The organism is Microcoleus sp. S36b_A4, assembly GCF_036700645.1.
GTDB lineage: Bacteria > Cyanobacteriota > Cyanobacteriia > Cyanobacteriales > Microcoleaceae > Microcoleus.
Genome location: NZ_JAUBPI010000001.1, coordinates 105,956 through 127,123 on the forward strand (window position 1 = coordinate 105,956; position 21,168 = coordinate 127,123).

Sequence of the window (21,168 nt, forward strand, 5' to 3'; positions counted from 1 at the left end):
AGTCTTTCTAAACTTAAGTGCTTTTTGCGTTGTTAGATGTATCTAGCATACCTCATTCTCTGAATGAGAATGCTACTCATCCCCCAGTAGACATCTACCTTTGGGCAGATCCCTCGTTTTTGCTGATGTGTACCATAACAGTCTTGACAAAATTAAGTTAATATGCTATGAAAAGCTTTCCCGAATAAATTCTGGGACTCAAAAGTCGTAGCCCGTCGGCGCCGACTAATGACTAATAACTACAGAGCACTGACAACTAACTACTGACTAAATTATGCGTATTTCTCTAAAGTGGCTGCAGGAATTGGTGGATGTGGCAATATCGCCGGAAGAATTAGCCGAAACTCTGACAATGGCAGGCTTTGAAGTTGAAGAAATTGAAGACCGCCGCCCGTGGGCAAGCGGTGTAGTTTTGGGCAAAATCATCGCCTGCGAACAGCATCCGAATGCAGACAAATTGAGAGTTTGTCAAGTGGATGTCGGCTCTTCAGAAGCTTTGAATATTGTTTGCGGCGCACCCAACGCTAGGGCAGATATTTACGTGCCTGTCGCTGTTGTTGGCACTTATTTATCGACTATTGATTTAAAGATTAAACCTGCTAAATTGCGGGGCGTTCCTTCCGAAGGAATGATTTGCTCTCTGGCGGAATTGGGGCTATCTAAAGAGTCAGCCGGGATTCACATTTTCGAGTTAGAAAATCCCAAATTGGGCAGCGATATTCGCCCACTTTTGGGTTTAGACGATGTGATTTTAGATTTGACAGCAACTGCCAACCGTGCTGACGCTTTGAGCATGGTGGGTGTAGCGCGAGAAGTGGCGGCGCTGACTGGGGCAAGTTTGAGAATTCCTGCAGCGAATGGTGTAGCGATTGAGGGCAAAGAAAGTCCTGGTTTGGCAGTAGAAATATCCGAACCGCAAGGATGCCCGATTTACATCGGCACGGCAATTGAAGGTGTGAAAATTGCTGCTTCTCCAGCTTGGTTGCAGCAGCGGTTGCAGGCGGCGGGAGTGCGACCAATTAATAATGTGGTTGACGTAACTAATTACATTTTATTGGAATGGGGACAACCGCTGCACGCTTTCGATTCCGATCGCCTGCAATCTTTCACCGGTACTCAAGATATCAGCATCGGCGTCCGTTTTGCCAAAACAGGCGAATCCTTCAAAACTTTGGACGGACAAAACCGCAATTTGCAAGCTCAAAATCTGTTAATTACTGCTAGCGACAAACCTGTTGCCTTAGCTGGGGTAATGGGTGGTGAAGATACGGAAGTTCACGAAGGAACGCAAAATTTAGTCTTGGAAGCAGCGATTTTTGACCAGGCAACGATTCGCCGTTCTGCGCGCGCTCAAGGCTTGCGTAGCGAGGCATCGATCCGCTACGAGCGGGGGGTGAATCAGGCAGCTTTGACCACTGCTTGCAACCGCGCTGTAGCTCTAATTTTGGAGTTGGCTGGAGGCACTGCGACGGTGCAGAAAACGGCGAGTTCGGGTGATGATTTGAGTTTTTTGCGATCGCTCGAATTGCGTTTAGACCGAGTAAATCTGGTTTTGGGGCAGTTGAAAAGAGGACAAACTGGCGGTTCTAAATATCTGGAACCGGAAGAGGTAAAAAATATTCTCATAGCTTTGGGATGCGAAGTTTTTCCAACAGAAAAAGAACGGGTGTTTGCGATAACTGTTCCTCCTTACCGCTACCGAGATTTAGAAAGGGAAATCGATTTAATTGAAGAAGTTGCCCGACTCCACGGTTATGACAATTTCTGCGATACTTTGCCCAGCAAAACGGAACCCGGTTATCTGTCACCAGAATACGCGGCAATTCGGAATGTGCGATCGGCTTTTCGGGCGGCCGGTTTGACGGAGTTGATGCACTATTCTTTGGTGAAAACTGAGGGAGACAATCAGGTGGTGCTGGCGAATCCGCTGTTTGTGGAGTATTCGGCTTTGCGGACAGAAATGCTGTCGGGTTTGATTGATGCTTTCCAGTACAATTTGGAACAGGGAAATGGCGCACTAAACGGTTTTGAAGTCGGCCGGATTTTCTGGAAAGATGGGGATGCAATGAAGGAAGCGGATGCAGTTGCGGGGATTATCGGCGGCGATCCGACTGTGTGGAAATGGCAGCAGTCCGGGCGCGATCGACCTTTGACTTGGTTTGAGGCAAAAGGTATTTTGGAAAGCGCATTTCAAGGGTTGGGTTTGGCGCTGGAATATCAAAGCGATTCCTCTAATACACGCTTGCATCCTGGTCGCACGGCGGCCTTATCGTTAAACGGGAAACATTTAGGAGTTTTCGGACAGTTGCACCCGCAATTGCAGCAGGAAAAGGATTTGCCGGAACAGGTTTACGTGTTTCAATTAGATTTAGCGGTGCTGTTGGGTGAATTAGGGCGATCGAGCAACTTAACTCGCAAGTTCGCGGGTTATTCAAGTTTCCCCGCTTCTGACAGAGACATTGCGTTTTTCGCACCGGTTGAAGTTCCGGTTGTAGAAATGCAGAGTGCGATGAAAAAGGCGGCGGGTAGTTTGCTGGATTCCGTGGAACTGTTCGACGAATATCGGGGCGACAACGTGCCGGCGGGACAGCGGAGTTTGGCTTTTCGGTTAGTTTACCGCGCGGGCGATCGAACTTTGAGCGAAACTGATGTCGAACCGGCCCAACAAAAAGTTCGCGATGTTTTAGTTGAGAAATTCGGCGTTAGTTTGAGAAGCTAAAATAGGCCGCTACTCAGCAATGGAAACCGCCAGGGAATGAATTCCCTGGCTCAAAGCTAAAGTCCTCTCAAGAGGACTAACAAGACTTACGGATAACAAGGTATATTTGCCATTTTGAGCAAAGCTAAGAATCTCAAAGTTTTGCAATAAAACCGTCTCAAGTGCATAATTGCTAACTAATGAACTCTTCAGTCCTCATAGCGAGGACTTAAGCTTTGAGGCGGGGGTTTCAACCCCTGCCGGGCTCAATTTTTAACGTTAATTAAATTGTCACCAACGGCCGCAACATCTCCCCAACCATTAAAGTAATAAATTTCTCCTCCTCTCCAACAAACCTCTCTCTTTCCCCTCTTCCTCTGCGCCCTCTGCGCCCTCTGCGGTTCATTAATCTTATTCTTAAAATTTTAGTTAAATCCTCTTACTCTTATTGTACAATAACTTTTAAACAAATTAATCTAAGGCTCAAAACCGTGACCAAATATGTTATGTGGGGAAGTTACTGCGAAGATGTTCTCGAAAAACGCGCTCCGTTTCGAGACGCTCATTTAGCAGGATTGGCTAAGCAGAAGGAATCGGGTGTGTTAAGTACGATCGGGCCAACGAAAGATTTAACAAAAGTTTTTGCAATTTACGAAGCTGAAGATGAGGCGGCCGTGCGACAATTGGTGGAAGCCGATCCTTATTGGGTAAATGGGGTTTGGACTGAGTACGATGTGAAAGAGTGGATTCAAGCTTTTTGAAGGAGTTAACAGGGTGAATCTCTTAAGATTGGATGACAGCGATTTAGTTCCAGTAGATTATGGCGATTTGCTGGACAATATTTTAGAAGTTTTGCAGGGGAAAAATCCGTTTAGCGTATCAGAAGACAACCGCCGCTTGCTAATTGATATTGACACCATTGCTGCGGATGTTTCCAACAAGCAAGTGCGGCAACCCCTGGGTTCCGGGGAACGTCAAGCACATTCTGCTACTGTTAACTTACCGCCGGAAATTGAGGAGCGTTTTGGCAGTCAAGTTAGACAGATTCAACAGTTTTTGCTGCAGCAATTAGAATTTAAACTGCCACAAAATACTTCTATTGAAAGCTTTGTCGCTAGTTTGATTAGTCCCTTATGCTCACCCTCTTTTCGGGGAAGCGGCCAAGAGTTAGGCTTTAAATACGATTTTGGCATCCGCCACCCTTCTTTAGAAAAAGAAAGGCTAACTTTGGAAAGCCGAGGTACTGGAAGCCATGCAGCTTTAAAATTGCATAAATTGACCGTTACCGTCCGAAATACTGATATTTTTGAACAAGAACTCAAGCAGGGTTTGCAAAACTATATCAATGAAAATGCCGAGACTAGCAGTGAGAAAGAAGACCTTAACCACGGTCTTGATGAGATGGTTAAAAATCTTGACTCGGATTTCCACAAATTAATCCGACTGGTAGACAAAGAAACTCTCGGCAAAATTCAAAAAGAAGCTAAGATTACTTACTTAGAGTATCTGCTAGAACACATCCGCGCGAGCAACACAGATACTGTAGGCATCATCTATTTAGAAGACTTAATTCGCCGCCTCAGATTAATAGAAGAATACATCAACGATCCAGGGAACTCTGATGGTGACTACGAAGTTAATTATGCTGGAGTTCGAGTTAATTACAGAGAGATATTTGCCCGATCAGAATTTTTAGATGCACTGCCCATTATTCCTATTGTATCAGGTTACTTGGGAGAAAGTACGGACAATTATCGTAACGAGCGTAAGTTTATCTTTGGCCTCAAAATCAAATTTGATAACTCAGTTCAAGCGCGCGGCGGAAAAGATGTATTTGAGTATTATCTGAACCTGCTAAATCCCGACAGTGAAGAACATCAAGCAGAATTTGATGAGGATTCTAATCCCGAAACCTTCGTCCGCAAACTGTTAAAAATAGCATTGCTCTACTATTTTGTGCTGGCTTCCCGCAATGACCCACTAGCAAAAAATTACGACCCGGAATCTGAACTAAATCATCAGCCTAGAATCCTATTTGAACAAAGAGTCTTGCCCGTTTTGCAAGGTTCTAACGATGAGCAAAAAAAAGAGCTTTTTCGCAACTTTATTAAAGGGCTTAATCAGTTTAACATAAAACACAAAATTACGCATCTGAGAAGAATGCTAAAAGGCTTTCTGGAGCGTCAAACAATTTTACCAACCCGCACAGAAACGCGACACGTAAACCTCAAAATAGGTCTGGTAGAAGATATTGACAATATTTTGACGAATGGTAAATTTTTTAATGACATTATGGAGCGAAATTACAAGCAAACGCTTCATTATATTACAGTCAAAGAACCTAGTGTGGATGAAAAATCTATTTGTCAGCTACCCGTCAATATCAGCATCGAAGATGTCCGGTATTTCCCAACTGATGAACGCCAAAATTTTAGCATGGAATACAATATCAAAGGTGTCGATGTTTTGCCTGTACTTTCTGCACCTAAAGCCCCTCGCTCTAGAGAAATCTACGAAAAACATTTTCAGACCAAATTAGTTGTGTTTCCCTATGACGATAGACGACTAGACTGCGGCGACAAAGGTTTACAACCCGCAGCAATTTTTGTGTATAAGTTTACCATGTTGCTGCTGTCCTATATCTGTCTGAGGATATTGCTCGAAAACACTGCGGACAACTTGTTTATTCCGATGGTGAGGCTCCACGAAGGTGACGACAAACACCCTTCGCCATCAGAAAAATTTATGGCTAACCTTTCTAAAACATTGTCTCATATTTTGAGTGAAAAACAACGCTCAACTTCTCAAGGATTTCGGATTAGAAAAACGCCCAATGGTTACACAATTCGTAACGGTTTGAGTTCCCTGTATTCAATTCTTCCTAAAAAGTTTCGATTCGATGATAATGTACAGCTAGCCCCTGAGTTGGATAAATTGGCAATTATTGTCGTTTCCAGCCGGGATAGTGATGCGAAAAGAAGCAATCAAAACCGCTTCCAAAGACAAGCCTGCTTAATCGGAGAAATTGTCGGAATCAATCGTCTAGATGACAGTACAATTCAAGTCGAAATGCTGAAAACACTTTCCGAGAATTACAGTGTCAGCCGTCTTTATTCTGAGCCGTTAATCCTTGAAGATGCAATGAGTCAGCTTTATCAGCAAGGATATCGGAATTTCGCATATATTTCGCAAGCACCTTACATGAGTACGCTGCATATTACTCAGACTGAGGAAGATGAGGAATTGTCTTTCATGTCAAAAAAATTGCTCCGAACTTTGAAGGGAGAGAGGCGGGATATCAAAATTTATCCGATATTCTTTGATAAATACTATGTCCGCAGTTTCCTAGGCGATAGGGGAAAATCCTTTTACATTCAGGATGCAATGGAGCTTGAAAGCTTGTTTGCAGATACCAGTCAGCAAGCTGTGATGTTTTTCAACTTGTTTAACGGAATTAGAGTCAGGGAGGAAAAAAACTTTTATAACGGTGTCATTTCCTACTCGACTCTGTTGAATATCTATCAAGGTATCCTAGACGATCAAGATATTCGTGAAGGTTTGATTTATGATGGTGCAATCAAAAATACTTTGCTACATTATCTAACAATATTCCACTTTTCTCGGTATGAAGCTCGTCACAATATTAGTTTAAAACTTGACCCCTACGAGCGAATTATTGGCGATGAATCGGTGGGTGCTTTGTCTGTATTTAGTCATGCTGGCGGTAGTGCGGATTTTAATTCCCTGGCATTTTTGAATAAGGTAAGAGAAGTCTTGAATGTGGATGAGGGAGGTATTAATCATGATTGGTGAAGATTTTGGACGGCTGTTTGAGGTGGGATTTAATATTGGGATTCTGGCGTATATTCAGCGTGAAAATATAGCTCACAATTTCGGAGATTCCTACCGTCTCGATTTGCAGAAACTAGAATTGCCAAAGATGATGGCGGAAATAACTAGGGAAGCTAATCTCCTCGGTAGTTTGGATGCTAAAATTGTTGAGAAGTGGAGTCTATTTTTTGTCCAAAAAGGCTTTATTGGTGGGTTGAATTTCTTCCGGGAGTACCTCACATCTACGGGATGGACTTTAAGGTTATCGCAAATCTTGTATTTTCAGTGCAGTTTGAGTTGTGCTAACAGTATTAGAACCCAGAATGACGATGAGACAGAAGTTTTTAAAGCATTTAAGAAGGTATTATCTCAGTTTGAAACAGCGCCACCAAATTTATCAGACGATGAGATTAACTCCTACATCCGCCGCTACAAGAAAAAAGGCGAGTTTTTGCAAGCTGATACCCTGATTTTGTTGCAAAATGGTAAGGATTTTAGAATTATGTGCGTTGATTTGTCTGTGTTTACTCCTCCGTTGACTTCGGAAAAAGTCGATAATCTCAACGAAATAGAGGTGATGCGGAAGTCTTTGCTCAGAGAAATTAGCTATTTGCGATCGAAAAGTGTTTTTTCTAATCTGCGAATCGATACTAGCACTTTAGGTATTGACTTTTCGGAGGGTTTAAACCGCTATTTTACGGCTTTTAAGTATAAGGATAAGGAAAGCGCTAAGTTGATTCAGGCTGGTAGCTACGCTCACAGCTTCTACGGTTTTCTGCAAACGACTGGTATGATTCCTGATGGTGCTGAGGTGTTGTTGAATGTTGTCGGTTATAGCGATCGCACAATTAGCGCAATTTCCCTCCGCAGTGATAAAATTGCCATCTTGGCGAATTGTGCCAAAATCTACCAGCAGGAAGCGAAAAATAAAGAGATTAACGATGCTCGCGGCGATGTTTTAGATACGATTCAACTCAACGCAGCTCGCAGTTTTCAAAATGGCAAAAAGTTTGTCAGCGATTTGTTGACGCTTGGCAAAAGTTCTACACCTGTACGTAATACAGAGCGGATCGATAATTTTGTTAATTCCATAGATATTATATCAGATAAACTGGCCGATGATTTGCAAATCGATCGCGGATTACATCTGAGAAATGCTCACGCTCAATTGATTGTCAAAGCACTGCAATCTGATGAAACTTATATCTTTTTGACGGGGAATCCGGGAATTGGGAAAACAACTGCGATCGCCAATTTTCTCAAAAGCCATATCGAGGACGGTTTCTTATTCCTGTACGTCAGTCCCCGCAAGCAAGTCAACTTAGATATCATCGATAAATTTCGAGACAAAAAGACTGGTTTGCTGTGCGACAATCGCTTATTTTGCATTAACTCAACTTCCGATACTATAGACAGCAATTTTGGACAATGTACCGTCAACTACGTCGCCAATAATCATCACGAAAATTTTCAACAAAAAAGTGTCCACTTCATCAACAACAGGGCCGAAATGCAGCGGAAGGAATATCACCAGCCGCAACTTGAAAGGAAGGGAGAAACAGTAATCAAACCTAGGATAGGCAAAAAGCATGGAGTGCTAAATAGCGTTTGTGAGGGAATATATTCGCTCGTCAATCGTAAAACATCGAACAATATCGTGGCTACCGTTTCCATTCAGTCTTTAAAGGTGACAGAAACCGGAAAAAATACTCTCCAGCATTTAGAGAAAATATTTCAAGATGCTTACAACAAGGGGGAAAAAGCAGTCATTTCTCCTAGAATGCAAGAAATCTCCAGCCGCATAAAACACATTTTCATTATGATAGATGAAATCACTGGAGACGACGGCGGCGTTGAGTTTTTGCATGGAATTGGTAGGCTGCTTAACAAATATGACTTGCACACCCAAAAACACGGTTTTAATACTAAAATTATTGTAGCCGACGCTTCGATTGTTGACCCGGATGTGATTAAACAACACCTCGATGATACCTCGCCGGAACCGGATAAAATCTATTTCAAAAAGCTCCCAAAAACTTCTGAGCAAATCCCGTCTTTACAAGTTATTCCTTTTGAATTTAAACGATTAGCTGCTAAACTTATCAATACGAATTCCTATCCGGCTAGCAGTTTAGAGATAACTTACAAGGTGTTTGTAGAAGCTGTTAAATTCACTGAAGATATTTCTTTAAAAATAAATTATGATTTGGTAAAACGGGTACAGTCTCAAATAATTGAGGATATCAATCAGCGGTTAGCAATACCGGGAGTTGAACAAATTATCGTCTACATTCAGGATAAGCGAAGATTGGCGGAGTTAATTGATAAAATCCAAAATGAGCGAGAATTTAATCGCTATACCGATTATCTGGAAGTCCACGCGAATATCTCGGAAGAGGAGAAGGAGCAAATACAAAAGTGCAAAAATACAGCTAAAGTAATTTTTATGACTGCATCGGGAAGTCGCGGCTTATCTTTCCCAAAAACTAAGCATATTTTAGTAGATATTCCCCGCTTTCAGATTGAGAAAAATCTCATGGAAGTGATACAGGTAATTTATCGGGGACGCGGAGAATATGACAACGGTAAAACCCTTGATGGTGAAGATAAGGAATTGGTTTTTTATCTGTCTGATACAGCAGTTTATTACGCTGATGATGCGGAACTTTCTTTACAAGAAAGCAAGTTGAGTTTGTTGAATTTACTGCTAATTCTGAAGACTGCGGTGATGACGCGGATTGTGGGATATGGATATTTGGGTAGGGATAAGTTTTTGATGATTCCGATTGGCGGTAAGTCGGTTTCCGCAGTCGGGGATACTTTTAGCAGCAAAATGGCGGCTCTAATTAAGACATTAAAGAGCGAGAGCCAGCGAGGAAATATGTTGTTTAAGGAGGTTTATACGAGTCTGGAACAGCTTTTGGGTCGCGGGGAGTTTCTTTTGAAAAATTCTGAGAAGTCTCGTCAAAAGGGCGATTTCTATCTGGAAATGCGGGACGATTTTAATCGTAAGTTTTTGGAGAAGTGTAATCCGCTGGATGGTTTGCTGAGTTATGATAATCTAGAGACTGGTCATGTTTGCGGTAGTTTGTTGCTCGTACCTCTAGCTAAGCAAAATTTGGTAGAAACATACCAGATGCCACTTCATCGAGAAATTAAGGAATGTCTAGAGAAGAAGTTGCTGGACAAAATGTATCGAATTAGGGATAGCGATTCGTCCCCGGAGAATGTAATATCGGCCATTAGAGGCGGTGCGATCGAGCTTTTGCAATTTCTCAACAGCGAAGTCGAGAAAACTCAGTATTTTGAAGAGCAGAGTCAGCAGTTCGATCGCTATTATGCCATACCGCTGTTTGCTTTTGTCAGCGGGGAGGAAATGCAGGAGTATTTTGCTGACAGCAGGCTGGAAGAACCGGAAGACAGGCGGTTTCGGGATATTTTGTCGGCTTATGTGCGATCGATCTACCCTGTAGATAGTGTAATGCCGATCGGGTACAAGTATCACGAATTCCCGTTTATCGTGTTTAGAAGCTACAGTTTAGAGCAAAGTCGAGAAAAGATTTTTACAGATAAATATCTTTTAAGTTCCAACGAATTGAACGTGCTCAATTTAATTTTGTCGAAGCAGATAAACTAGACCTCTCGCATTCCCAAGCTTTCAATCCCTTCAATAATCTGCGTTTATCTGTGTTTATCTGCCTTGCATCTGCGGTTTATGTACCAATCAAAGACTTATGCAATGCAAGCCTACTGAAACTTGTAGGCTGCGTCAGCTAGCTATCACCCCGCAGAGAAAATAAAACTCTTCCGGGTCACCATACTTGCTATTTGCTAACTTCAAATGGCGTGTATTTCCCCCCCAAAGCTTCGACGATGGCGCGAGTATTAGCAGACATCATTTTCACATAAGAATCGCCCTCGCTTCCTGCCGCCCCAATCGAATCCGAATAAAGTTGCTGCGCCGCCAATTTCACCCCCGCTTCCTCCGCCACTGTTCTAATCAGTTGCGGGTTAATTGTAGTCTCGGCAAAAATAGCAGGAACTCCCGCAGCTTTCACGGATTCTACTAACTTTTGCACCGTTTGAGCGCTGGGCTGTTCCTCCGTACTAATCCCGATCAAACTGCCCGCACTTCCCAATCCGTAGGCCCGGCTGTAATATTGAAAAGCATCGTGGGTTGTTACTAATTCGCGCTTATTTTCGGGAATAGTTTTAATCTCTTGTTCGATCCAACTATCCAAACGTTTTAACTCTGCAGTAAGTTTCACAGCATTCTGCGTAAACTTCTCCCGATCTTCCGGCGACAGGTCAATTAGCGCATCCCGAATTGCTTCCACCATTTGAACTACATTTTCCACATTTCCCCAAACGTGCGGATCGGGTACTGTATTGCCTTCTTTATTCAGTAGCAAAGGCTTGACAACTTCCCCCACTGCTAATTTCCGCGCCTTAATTCCGGCCGCATTCATCATCCTAATTAATCCCGGTTCCAAATTGTAACCGTTATACAAAATTAAGTTAGCTTGTTCTAAAGCTTGAGAATCTTTTGGCACAGGTTCGTAAACGTGAGGATCGGTTCCCGGCTGCAAAATTCCTGTTAGCTGAATTTCGCCACCCGCTACTCGATCGGTCAAATCCTCAATAATTGTGCTGGTAGCAACTACCTTGGGTTTAGCATCTGCCTCTGGAGAGAGGCGATCACCCTGGGTTTGAGTACAACTAAATAAGCCCAAAGTCAAAATGCCGCAGGCAATAGTTCTGATAAAAAATACTTTGGACTTGTTCAATCCAGGGCGGGAGGTTTCAATCGCCGACTCACTGCTAAACTCCCCTTTATAGGATTGCTTCACAATTGCCCTCGCTTTTAATTCACATCTGACACCATTCTCAATAACCCTTGTCTGGGCGGGCAGGATGCCCACCCCACCAGAAAACTCACTCTTTGTGGAACAGGCATCTTGCCTGTTATTGAGAATTGTGGAAGATATGAGTTTTAACCGACTTGAGATTTTCGCCGCCAAACCTATAGTTTGAGGGGTTTCCAGCTTGGACTGTTGCATTATCTACCTCTGGTGCGTTCCCGATTATTCCTATTTACCGATGATTTCATATTCTTTTCATTTTTACAGTAAACTTAATAAAAAGGAGATAGAGTCACCGCAATGAATACCGCCGCCTTCCCCAACGAGAATCCTTGGTCTGAAATGGTTTGCCACCTCAAAGACAGCGCTACCGACACTGAAATTATCGCTGTTAAGCACTTAGCAGTAAACTACCGCACGGTAGAGGCACTCAGAGATATCAATCTTTCCGTCAAACCGGGAAGGCTGACGGGTATTATTGGCCCCAACGGTGCCGGCAAAAGCACGCTAATCAAAGCAATGTTGGGCTTAATTCCGGCAAATCGCGGCACTGTTACCTGGGGCGAAGAAGCGATCGCCGATCGACTCGAAACAGTAGCCTACGTGCCCCAGCGATCGCAAATTGACTGGAACTATCCCGCCACCGTTTGGGATGTCGTGATGATGGGAAGAGTCAGAAAAGCCGGATGGTTTCGCCGCTTTTCGGCAGCTAGCCGCCGCACCGCTGCCGATGCCTTAGAAAGAGTAGGTATGAGTGCTTACAAAGACAGACCGATCGGACAACTTTCCGGCGGACAGCAACAGCGAGTATTTCTAGCTAGAGCATTAGCCCAAGAAGCCGCTATTTTCTGCTTTGACGAGCCATTTGTAGGCGTTGACCAAAAAACTCAAAATATCATTTTTGACATCTTCCACGAGCTAGCAAATGCCGGAAAAATCGTCTTAGTAGTCAACCACGACTTAGGCGAATCAATCACCAATTTTGATGATTTAATCTTGCTGAATACAGAATTGATTGCCGCTGGTTCCCGCCAAGAAGTGCTAACCCAAGAAAACCTTTACCGCGCCTACGGCGGACAAGTAATGTTCTTTGCCGGACAAGCAGCTTAATTAGCCAGCAGTCATTAATCTAGGAGTTACACTCTTGAACCCGGTTTCTTGGATAATATTGAATTGGGCAACGATAAATCTCGGATCGAACTCACATCTTGCACCATTCTCAAGAACAGGCTTTCCGGCCTGTTCCACAATAAAATTCACTGTTTGTGGAACAGGCCGGAAAGCCTGTTCCTAAAAAGCTTATTGAGAATGGTACAACATCTCAGATAAAACCGGGTTGCTTTGGTTGTTAGTCATTAGTTAACTGTGATTTGATAATTTTATGATCCAAACCTTAATTGAGCCGTTGCAGTACGGATTCATGCAGCGATCGCTCATAATTGCCATTCTCGTCGGCATCGTCTGCGCGATCGTCGGCAGCTACTTAATGGTACAGCGGCTGGCCTTGCTCGGAGACGCCATCAGCCACTCGGTTTTGCCCGGATTGGCGATCGCATTTATCCTCGGAGCAAACATTTTTATCGGCGCTTTCATTGCCGGAGTTTTGAGTACAGTAATCATAGCTTGGATCAAAGCTCGATCGACAATTAAAGAAGACGCGGCAATGGGCATCGTATTTTCGGCATTCTTCGCCCTCGGCATCACCCTAATTACGATCGTCCAAAAAGACAACAAAATCGACCTCAACCACTTTCTTTTCGGCAACATCCTGGGGGTTACTGTCGAAGATGCGATCGACACAGCCGTCATAGTCGCCGTAGTCTTATTAGTTGTAGTAGTCTTTTACAAAGAACTGCTATTTTATACATTCGATCCATTAGGAGCGCAAGCCACAGGTTTACCAGTAAACCTGCTCAACTTCGGACTGATGGTACTCATCGCCCTCACAATAGTTGCCAGCCTCAAAGCCGTTGGCGTAGTGCTAGTCTTGTCCCTATTAATTACACCCGCAAGTACCGCCTATCTCCTAGTAACTCGCCTGCACCAAGTAATGATTTTAGGCGCAATAATCGGAGTTATTTCCAGCATTAGCGGAATGTATCTCAGCTACTTCTATAACTTGCCATCCGGCCCCGCAATAGTTTTAGTTGCATCGGGGTTATTTGTGCTATCATTGCTCTTCAGTCCCACTCAAGGAATCCTCACCCAGCCCCGCACACACTCCGGTCAAATTCCTCCAATATGGCGGGAATTAAAAAATTTAACTAAAGGCCGATAACAAATAACTTTGTAGTAACTCACATCTTGCACCATTCTCATGAACAGGCTTTTCGGCCTGTTCCACAAAGAGTGAATTTTCTTGTGGAACAGGCCGGAAAGCCTGTTCCTAAAAGGCTTATAGAGAATGGTGCAACATCTCAGTAGCAAGGCTTCTGCGCCGCGCCTCCCATTGTTAATCAGAATCTTCGTTAATCCCCGTGGATGTGCGGTTCAAACAAGCCTCTTCAATTAATACCCATAACTGCGAATGGTCGGCTGCATCGAGATTTGGTAAAAACGGTTGTTTTTAGGATTGCGAGAAAGCAAAAATGGGATGATACCGAATCGGGCGATCGCAACTACGAACTATTGGTCACAAAAAACTGTACAATAACAAAAGTTAAAATTTCACGCCAACACATCTACTAAGTTAAAAAAACATGACCGTCAAAGTAGGAGACACCGCCCCCGATTTTACCTTACCATCTCAAACTGGCACATCAGTCAGCCTCAAAGATTTTAAAGGTAAAAAAAACGTCATAGTCTACTTTTACCCCAAAGACGACACACCCGGATGCACCACCCAAGCTTGCGCTTTTCGAGATAGCTACGAAGTCTTCAAAGACGCAGGCGCAGAAGTCATAGGAATTAGCGAAGATACCCAACAATCGCACCAACAATTTGCCACCAAATATCAGCTACCCTTTACACTGCTGAGCGATACTGGCAACAAAGTTCGGCAATTATATGGAGTTCCAGCTACCCTGTGGATTATGCCCGGTAGAGTAACTTATGTCATTGACAAAGAAGGCGTTGTCAAGCATATTTTTGACTCCATGTTAGACTTCAAAGCACACGTTGCAGAAGCACTCAAAACTTTAGAAACCATCAAAAGTTAGATGGATTTGCTTAAATATATTGTTGGTAGTGAGGACGAAAGTCCTCATCCCTCATTGTCTAAAAAACCAAGAACAAACTAAATTCCTGACTGCGAACTAAAGGTTTTGAGTGAGAACGGAAATTCTCAGACTAGAGGTTTTCTCGTACCCAATTTTTAAAAGCTTGAATAGCGTGGGTTCTACCAGCAACTTGACTCTGCTGAGTGTACTGATTCACCAGTTCGACAATCGGGATATTGGGGAAAGTGGGACTAACATCAGACTCAATATATTTTTCGGCTTGCAAGACGTTGATTTGTAGCCCTCGCCGTGCATATCGCCAAAGTTCCGGCACTCCTAGAATTTGATAATTATCCAACTGCGTGCGAGAGGTAAGATCAATTTCTATAGCTAAGTCGGGAGGTGGATCAACACTCATATCGAGGCGAGTTTTACCTATAACGGCTGCTTGATTTTGAATGTAAAAACAGGTATCCGGTTCGACAGCCTGACTCATGCGTTCATTTTTCAACGTTGTCGAACCTAATGACTCAAATGCTATTTGTCGTGTTTCTAACAAAATTTTTACCATGTCGCCAATAATTTCTTTGGCTTTTTCATGTTCGGGCAGAGGAACCATAATTTCTAACCGTCCGTTACTATAGGAAAGTCGGGAAGCACGACGTTCTCCCAATTCCGCCAAAATACTTTCAAATTGTTGCCAGTTAACATCCTCAACCAGTAATTGCTGACCCGGCTGAATCTTCAATTGTCTTAACTCCAATAGCATAATTGTTCATCCATTTTCTCTAGAAAATATCCGCCAAGTCCTGACTACGAATCATGATATTAAAAAACCAAGAAAGGACTAAAGTCCTTACTAAAAACTCGTGGTTCGTAGTAAGGACTTTAGTCCTTTTTTGCTAACGACTTGCAGCCATTAACAATTAGCACTCAGCAATTATCTAGCTTTTTGCAACACTCGATTTTTCAGATGTAGCGCTTTCGGCAGTTTTGCCATTTTTGCTATTACCGTTACCGTTGCTGTGGCGGGGTTGGATAACTCCATAGCCACCGTGAGTCTTGCGTTCGTAGAGTACGTTAATTTCGTCTGTTTCCGCATTACGGAACATATAGAAATCGTGATCGATAATCTGCAATTGTTCCAAAGCTTGTTGCACAGTCATTGGAGGCATAGCAAAATACTTAGTCCGTACAACCTCAGCAGGAAGTTCGGGAGTTCGATCGCCAATCAGATCCGCTACTACAGGATGTTCATCAACTACCGTAACCGTTTTGGCACTACTCTGGATTTTGTTGTCGTGACGTTTTTCCTTAAATTTCCGCAGTTGACGAGCTATCTTGTCGGCAACCAAATCTATGCTTGCATATAGGCTTTCCGTGCTTTCCTCAGCCCGAATCACGCTGCCGTTAGCATAAATTGTCACCTCAGCAGTCTGCTTAGGATTGATCCTGGGGTTACGAGCCACCGATAGATGTATGTCCACTTCAGTCGTCAAAGTTTGAAAATGGCTAACTGCCTTTTCCACCTTTTGATTGACGTACTCGCGAATCGCATCGGTGATTTCTATATTTTTACCCTGGATAACAAGCTTCATAGAGCTCCCTCCCTTCTGTAACTTCGGTATATTTTATACAGTAGCACTATGTATTCTCGAAAACACTTATCTTCCAAATCTTTTATTATATGTTGACAATTCTTGATTTAAGCTGGGCCAATATTCCGTAAAAATACTATTGATTTTTTGCATGGTTTCTCCTCTAATCCATCAACCACTAAATGCACAACCCTGCTTGCTCCTCGATTGGGGACAAGTTCCCTACTCCCAAGCTTGGGAAATCCAGCAAAAACTCGTGCAAGAACGGCGCGACAGGCCAGATTTGCCAGATGTCCTGATTTTGCTGGAACATCCGCCGGTTTACACTTTGGGACTGGGATCAAAGCTGGAATTTCTGAAATTTGACCCAAGCCAAACTCAGCCGGAACTGCACCGAGTTGAGCGGGGCGGCGAGGTGACTTACCACTGTCCGGGTCAATTGGTTGGCTATCCGATTTTAAATTTGCGCCGTCACCAACAAGATTTGCACTGGTATTTGCGGCAGTTGGAGGAAGTGCTGCTGGGGGTGCTGGAAGTTTTGGGGTTGAAGGGTTCGCGGGTTCCCGGTATGACTGGGGTTTGGGTGGATGGGTGCAAGCTAGGTGCGATCGGCATTAAAGTCAGCCGCTGGATTACGATGCACGGTTTTGCCTTAAATGTTTGTCCGGATCTTGCCGGTTTTGGCCAAATTGTACCTTGCGGGATTCCCGATCGACCTGTTGGCAGTTTAGAGCAGTTTATTCCCGGAATTGAGGTCGATCGAGTGCGATCGATCCTTGTCGCTGAGTTTGCTCGCGTTTTTGCAGTGGAAATTGTGCGAACCCAGATGTAGGATGCCTCGCTGCCAACCTTACTCCTAACGATCGTAGTGCGAGCGCTCTTAAATTATCAAAAACATCCGGCTTAATTCTCCACCCAATCACTTAAAAACTCTAGGCTAAGGATGCTAAATATCGAAGCGAATTAACGCGGCGGTGTTTGCGAGACTTGGGGGTATTATAGGGATAATTTTAACGGTCTGTACTCACTGACTCAAGAATTGAGAAAATTGGTGGTACAATGCGCGATCGCCTGCTTCTCTAACCTTAGAGAGAAGCAAGACCGATGCAGAAATACGTCCTAAGAGTTTTGCGATCGCCCCTAGCATCAGGTAAGCTTCTTGTTAATTATTGCGCTTTGCTCAGGAGAAAAAATTTATGCCCGATATGTCCGGTCAAGACCCCTCGGAAATTAAAATGGCGACGGTTGATGAAGAAGAAAAAGGCGCAACGTTTAGCGGTACGGTCATCCTTGCTATCGATGCCGAGGCTGGGGAAGTCGTTTTCTTCAGAGACTTTTTGATTGAAGATTATAAAGGCGAACTTACCGCTTATCTGGCAACAGATGGCAATATAACGAAAAGCATTGATTTAGGCGAACTTAAGCATAAGAGCGGCAGCTTTAAGCTGCCAATTCCGCTGGGGACGGATACATCACCCTACAATACAGTCGTGCTGCGCGACGAAAAAAGCAAGAAAAAAGTGGTGACGATCGAGCTGTAAAATTTGCAATTTAGCTCGTAGTTGGGCCAAATTCGTTAGTGCAGCCCTCGAAGAGGATCGCCCTCTTTTTTCCTGAAGTGCGATCACTCTTAAATTAAGGTGCGTCACTTTCGATCCAACAGTCGAGTTGTAAAGTGATGCACCCTAATTTTTAAAATGGAATCGGATCGTAATCGGGATTTTCCGGTTCGTTAGACGAACCCGACGGGCGATCGGACTCAGAACTTGAAGACTGATGCGAGTTCCAATCCGAACTAGACGTGCGGTTAGGGCCGCTTGGAGCGCTGTTAGAACTGCGGTTCCGCGAGCCTAAAGGTACTACATTGCTAGGCACATTAGCCGGGGCGCTGTCGCGAATTTGAGCAGGTTCGGGGGCGGTTCTACCTGCGGGAGCCGAACTCATGGCATCGGCGCCGACACTGTAAATCCTTTGAGCTGTCAGTTCAGCGCGCTTTTCTTTAATACCATCTCTTTCGATCGTATTCATGCTCAGCCGTCCTTCAATAATCACGCGATCGCCCTCGTGATATTTCTCGTGAATTTCTTGAGCAAAATTTCCCCATCCTATCACTTTCAAATGTTCGGGTGGATCTTCGGGTTTTGGGCCGGGAAACTGCACCAACATCTCAGCGATTTGAAGTTGATTGTCAGGAGTATAACGTAGTTGCGGTTGTTGAATTATTTCCGCCATCAAAATGCAGCTATTCATCTGTTATCTGTGCGTAATTGGGAATTGGATGTTGAAGAAAGAAGGAAGAAAGAAGAAGGAAGAAGGAAAAAATAGCTATCCGTGTACCGATGACTTGTGCGTCTTGCTTTTGGGAATTGCCTGCAAATTGGTAATTGGTGATTACTGATTTTTAGGCGCTATTCGCTATTAGTTGTCACCGATTACGGATTACACATTACCAAATTTATCTTGGAGAACCGCCGCCTCGGCTTGACTGACAAAATCGTGAACGAGGGCGCGGTACTCCTTCAACGTTTCAGATACCCAATCTCGATCCTCACTGTTGGCGAAGATATGAACGGTCGGTTCACTAGCATCGGGTAAAACTAATACCCAATTGTCATCGCTGTAGTTAAAAATCTTCACTCCATCTAATAATTCTAAACGATCGGGCGAATGAGTTTCTACTAAATGTCGCATTAGCGAACCCTTGATAGTCCAAGGACAGCGGACGCTGTAACTGCGGTGGGTGATGCGGGGAAGTTCCGCCTTGATCTGTCCGAGCGATCGCTCCTGAATCGTCATCATTTCTATCACTTTAGCAATGCAGAACATTCCGTCAAATCCGGGATGCAACTGCGGGAAAATAAAACCCATAAGGCCGCTGCCACCCAAAACCACATTCGGGTTCCTGTTAGCGGCTTCCATCAAAGCAGTTGGGTTCGCCTTCGTGCGGATTACCTTGCTTTGATAGCGTCGGGCGATCGCCTCCACCGCAGAAGACGCATGCACCGGCACTACTACTGTACCTTTGGGATGAGAAGTCAGCATCAAATTTACCATCAACGCCGTCAGCATTTCCCCGCGAATCGCTATCCCAGACTCATCTACCAAAATGAGCTGTTCGCCGTTAGCCGATACCTGCACTCCAAAATTAGCGCTGAGTGCTTTCACCACCCGGCCAAGTTGGTCGAGCAAATATTCCCGTTCCCCGTTGCTTAGAGAAGTCTGCTTGAGACTAGCATTGAGAACCACCGCATCGCAGCCGAACTTGGCGAGCATTTGGGGCAGAATTGCTCCAGAAACCGCGTAAACGTAATCGATTACCACCTTAGAATTGCTGTAGCGTATCGCCTCAACATTCATCTGCCGCTCAAAAATGCGGTTGTAAACATCGAGAGCTTGGTTAAAGTACGTCATCTCTCCAATTTCGGGAATTAGAGCTCGCCGCAAATCTTCCTTAAAATAAGCCCCCTCGATTTTTTTCTCAGCTCCTTTAGTAATATTGATGCCTTTGATATCGAAGAATTCAATTAAAATGTGGTCGGAGCGATCGGGTGAAATGCGAACATGAATGCCGCCAGCAATCGACAGCGTAGACGAAACCGTGCGCGCGATCGGAATTGCCGTCGATTCCAAATTGACCACATTTATTCCCACCGACATCAAACCCGCAATCAAAGACCTCGAAACCATCCGCGAAATGCTCCGCTGGTCACGAGAAACCGATACCGCAGTCCCCGGTTTCAAAGTCGAGCCATAAGCCGCGCCCAATTTCACTGCAAATTCCGGAGTAACATCCACATTTGCCAGTCCTTGAACGCCACGCTGACCGAACAAATTCCGCTTAGCTTGTTCTCCCCAAATTAAATTTTGATTTAACAGAGCGCCGGATTCAATATTTTTGCTCGGCCAGACGCGCACGCTTGGCCCCACTTGTGCTTCTTCTCCCACGATGGACATTGAACCGACGACAGCACCTTCGAGGACGTGAGCGCGCCTGTCTACGCGCGTGCTCCGGCAAATCACGCACGCCCTAAGATGAGCGTCTTCGCCGACAATTGCTCCGTTCCAGACGATGGGACGTTTGAGGTTTGCGTCCGCCCCGACAGTCACGTTATCTCCGATCACTGTACCGGCATCGATTTTAACTCGGGCTCCAATCCGACAATTGCTGCCGATCATCGTCGGTACTTCGACGATCGCGCTATCGTCAATAAAAGTATTCTGACCTACCCAAAGTCCCGATCGAACTTCGTTGTAGTAGCTCAAATCCAGTTTGACCTTTCCCCGCAGCGCGTCGTACTGAGATTCCCGGTAAACATCTAGCTGGCCGACATCGCACCAGTAACCCTCGGCGATGTAGCCGTACATCGGCTCGTTTTTTTCCAGTAGCAGGGGAAACAAGTCTTTCGAGAAGTCGCACTCCTGATTTACCGGCAGGTAATCCAAGACTTCGGGTTCTAAAATATAAATGCCGGTATTGATAGTATCGGAGAAAATTTCGCTGCTAGAAGGCTTTTCCAGAAAGCGACTGATGCGGTAATTTTCCTCAGTAATCACGACCCCGAATTCCATCGGGTTGGGAACGCGAGTTAAAATTAACGTGGCTTTGGATTGCTGGCTACGGTGAAATTTGATCGCTGCCGTCAAGTCGAAGTCTGTGATGCTGTCGCCGCTGATGACCAGAAAAGTTCGATCGAGCAGTTCAGCAATATTTTTGACGCAACCAGCCGTACCCAGCGGTTGGTCTTCCTCCACAGCGTAAGTCATTTGAACGCCAAACTCTGCCCCGTCAGTAAAATATTCACGCATGACATCGGGAAGGTAGTGCAGCGTCGCAATAATTTCCGTAATCTGATGCCTTTTTAGCAAATTAATAATGTGTTCTGCGATCGGGCGATTGAGAATCGGCACCATCGGTTTGGGCAAATCGCAGGTCAAGGGTCTGAGCCTCGTTCCCGACCCCCCAGCCATTAGCACTGCACGCATAAAATCCTCCTTGCTTAGAAAGCTCTCTACCGTCATTG

At 44.5% G+C, this 21,168-nt stretch carries 15 protein-coding genes; 10 read left to right on the forward strand and 5 right to left on the reverse strand.

What is annotated here, in order from left to right; all coding sequences use genetic code 11:
* The first annotated feature begins 274 nt into the window (after nt 1-274).
* The 4 genes from pheT (at nt 275) to QUA03_RS00465 (ending at nt 10,166) form a co-directional block, all read left to right on the forward strand.
* Entirely contained in the window at nt 275-2,719 is a 2,445-nt protein-coding gene (gene pheT, locus QUA03_RS00450) for a phenylalanine--tRNA ligase subunit beta (protein ID WP_333208804.1), read from the forward strand.
* A 470-nt stretch (nt 2,720-3,189) separates the two neighbouring features.
* On the forward strand, nt 3,190-3,459 hold the full coding sequence (locus QUA03_RS00455; protein WP_190741349.1) for a YciI family protein: 270 nt from the start codon (nt 3,190-3,192) through the stop codon (nt 3,457-3,459).
* Between the two features lie 13 nt (nt 3,460-3,472).
* Nucleotides 3,473-6,511: a hypothetical protein gene (locus tag QUA03_RS00460; RefSeq protein WP_333208806.1), complete on the forward strand. Its 3,039-nt coding sequence runs from the start codon at nt 3,473-3,475 to the stop codon at nt 6,509-6,511.
* Nucleotides 6,501-10,166 (forward strand): ATP-binding protein, encoded by a 3,666-nt coding sequence (locus tag QUA03_RS00465; protein WP_333208808.1) that lies wholly within the window; start codon nt 6,501-6,503, stop codon nt 10,164-10,166. Before QUA03_RS00460 ends, QUA03_RS00465 begins: the two co-directional genes overlap by 11 nt.
* Nucleotides 10,167-10,353: 187 nt before the next feature.
* On the opposite strand, the gene QUA03_RS00470 is transcribed toward QUA03_RS00465, so the two are convergent.
* A complete protein-coding gene (locus QUA03_RS00470; protein ID WP_445304828.1) occupies nt 10,354-11,589 on the reverse strand; it encodes a metal ABC transporter substrate-binding protein in 1,236 nt (411 codons plus the stop codon).
* Nucleotides 11,590-11,691: 102 nt separating this feature from the next.
* Here QUA03_RS00470 and QUA03_RS00475 point away from each other — a divergent pair, with 102 nt between their 5' ends.
* From QUA03_RS00475 to QUA03_RS00485, 3 genes are all read left to right on the forward strand, one after another.
* Nucleotides 11,692-12,501: a metal ABC transporter ATP-binding protein gene (locus QUA03_RS00475; protein ID WP_333208810.1), complete on the forward strand. Its 810-nt coding sequence runs from the start codon at nt 11,692-11,694 to the stop codon at nt 12,499-12,501.
* 271 nt (nt 12,502-12,772) lie between these two features.
* Complete coding sequence (locus QUA03_RS00480) at nt 12,773-13,669, forward strand: metal ABC transporter permease (protein ID WP_333208812.1); 897 nt, start codon at nt 12,773-12,775, stop codon at nt 13,667-13,669.
* A gap of 421 nt (nt 13,670-14,090) precedes the next feature.
* On the forward strand, nt 14,091-14,549 hold the full coding sequence (locus tag QUA03_RS00485; RefSeq protein WP_333208814.1) for a peroxiredoxin: 459 nt from the start codon (nt 14,091-14,093) through the stop codon (nt 14,547-14,549).
* 130 nt (nt 14,550-14,679) lie between these two features.
* On the opposite strand, the gene QUA03_RS00490 is transcribed toward QUA03_RS00485, so the two are convergent.
* Nucleotides 14,680-15,318, reverse strand: a complete 639-nt coding sequence (locus QUA03_RS00490) for a Uma2 family endonuclease (RefSeq protein ID WP_333208816.1) — start codon at nt 15,316-15,318, stop codon at nt 14,680-14,682.
* A 175-nt stretch (nt 15,319-15,493) separates the two neighbouring features.
* Complete coding sequence (gene hpf, locus QUA03_RS00495) at nt 15,494-16,147, reverse strand: ribosome hibernation-promoting factor, HPF/YfiA family (protein WP_333208818.1); 654 nt, start codon at nt 16,145-16,147, stop codon at nt 15,494-15,496.
* 151 nt (nt 16,148-16,298) lie between these two features.
* Between hpf and lipB the strand changes: the two genes are divergently transcribed.
* Entirely contained in the window at nt 16,299-16,979 is a 681-nt protein-coding gene (gene lipB / locus QUA03_RS00500) for a lipoyl(octanoyl) transferase LipB (RefSeq protein ID WP_333208820.1), read from the forward strand.
* Between the two features lie 364 nt (nt 16,980-17,343).
* A complete protein-coding gene (locus QUA03_RS00505) occupies nt 17,344-17,688 on the forward strand; it encodes a hypothetical protein (protein ID WP_333208822.1) in 345 nt (114 codons plus the stop codon).
* Between the two features lie 151 nt (nt 17,689-17,839).
* Here the strand turns inward: QUA03_RS00505 and QUA03_RS00510 are convergent, their stop codons facing one another.
* Complete coding sequence (locus tag QUA03_RS00510; RefSeq protein WP_333208824.1) at nt 17,840-18,397, reverse strand: single-stranded DNA-binding protein; 558 nt, start codon at nt 18,395-18,397, stop codon at nt 17,840-17,842.
* Between QUA03_RS00510 and QUA03_RS00515 the strand changes: the two genes are divergently transcribed.
* The gene (locus tag QUA03_RS00515) at nt 18,384-18,545 is read left to right on the forward strand and encodes a hypothetical protein (RefSeq protein WP_333208826.1); all 162 of its coding nucleotides are present in this window, start codon (nt 18,384-18,386) and stop codon (nt 18,543-18,545) included. The genes QUA03_RS00510 and QUA03_RS00515 overlap by 14 nt on opposite strands.
* Nucleotides 18,546-18,586: 41 nt before the next feature.
* Here QUA03_RS00515 and QUA03_RS00520 read toward each other — a convergent pair whose 3' ends face one another.
* On the reverse strand, nt 18,587-21,130 hold the full coding sequence (locus QUA03_RS00520; RefSeq protein ID WP_333208828.1) for a mannose-1-phosphate guanyltransferase: 2,544 nt from the start codon (nt 21,128-21,130) through the stop codon (nt 18,587-18,589).
* Between the last annotated feature and the right edge of the window lie 38 nt (nt 21,131-21,168).

Bases quoted from the DNA above. Each gene is read 5' to 3' on its own strand.
- pheT (WP_333208804.1), top strand. From the start codon at position 275: ATGCGTATTTCTCTAAAGTGGCTGCAGGAATTGGTGGATGTGGCAATA.
- QUA03_RS00465 (WP_333208808.1), top strand. From the start codon at position 6,501: ATGATTGGTGAAGATTTTGGACGGCTGTTTGAGGTGGGATTTAATATT.
- QUA03_RS00470 (WP_445304828.1), bottom strand. From the start codon at position 11,589: ATGCAACAGTCCAAGCTGGAAACCCCTCAAACTATAGGTTTGGCGGCG.
- QUA03_RS00475 (WP_333208810.1), top strand. From the start codon at position 11,692: ATGAATACCGCCGCCTTCCCCAACGAGAATCCTTGGTCTGAAATGGTT.
- QUA03_RS00480 (WP_333208812.1), top strand. From the start codon at position 12,773: ATGATCCAAACCTTAATTGAGCCGTTGCAGTACGGATTCATGCAGCGA.
- QUA03_RS00485 (WP_333208814.1), top strand. From the start codon at position 14,091: ATGACCGTCAAAGTAGGAGACACCGCCCCCGATTTTACCTTACCATCT.
- QUA03_RS00490 (WP_333208816.1), bottom strand. From the start codon at position 15,318: ATGCTATTGGAGTTAAGACAATTGAAGATTCAGCCGGGTCAGCAATTA.
- hpf (WP_333208818.1), bottom strand. From the start codon at position 16,147: ATGAAGCTTGTTATCCAGGGTAAAAATATAGAAATCACCGATGCGATT.
- lipB (WP_333208820.1), top strand. From the start codon at position 16,299: ATGGTTTCTCCTCTAATCCATCAACCACTAAATGCACAACCCTGCTTG.
- QUA03_RS00505 (WP_333208822.1), top strand. From the start codon at position 17,344: ATGCCCGATATGTCCGGTCAAGACCCCTCGGAAATTAAAATGGCGACG.
- QUA03_RS00515 (WP_333208826.1), top strand. From the start codon at position 18,384: ATGCAGCTATTCATCTGTTATCTGTGCGTAATTGGGAATTGGATGTTG.
- QUA03_RS00510 (WP_333208824.1), bottom strand. From the start codon at position 18,397: ATGAATAGCTGCATTTTGATGGCGGAAATAATTCAACAACCGCAACTA.
- QUA03_RS00520 (WP_333208828.1), bottom strand. From the start codon at position 21,130: ATGCGTGCAGTGCTAATGGCTGGGGGGTCGGGAACGAGGCTCAGACCC.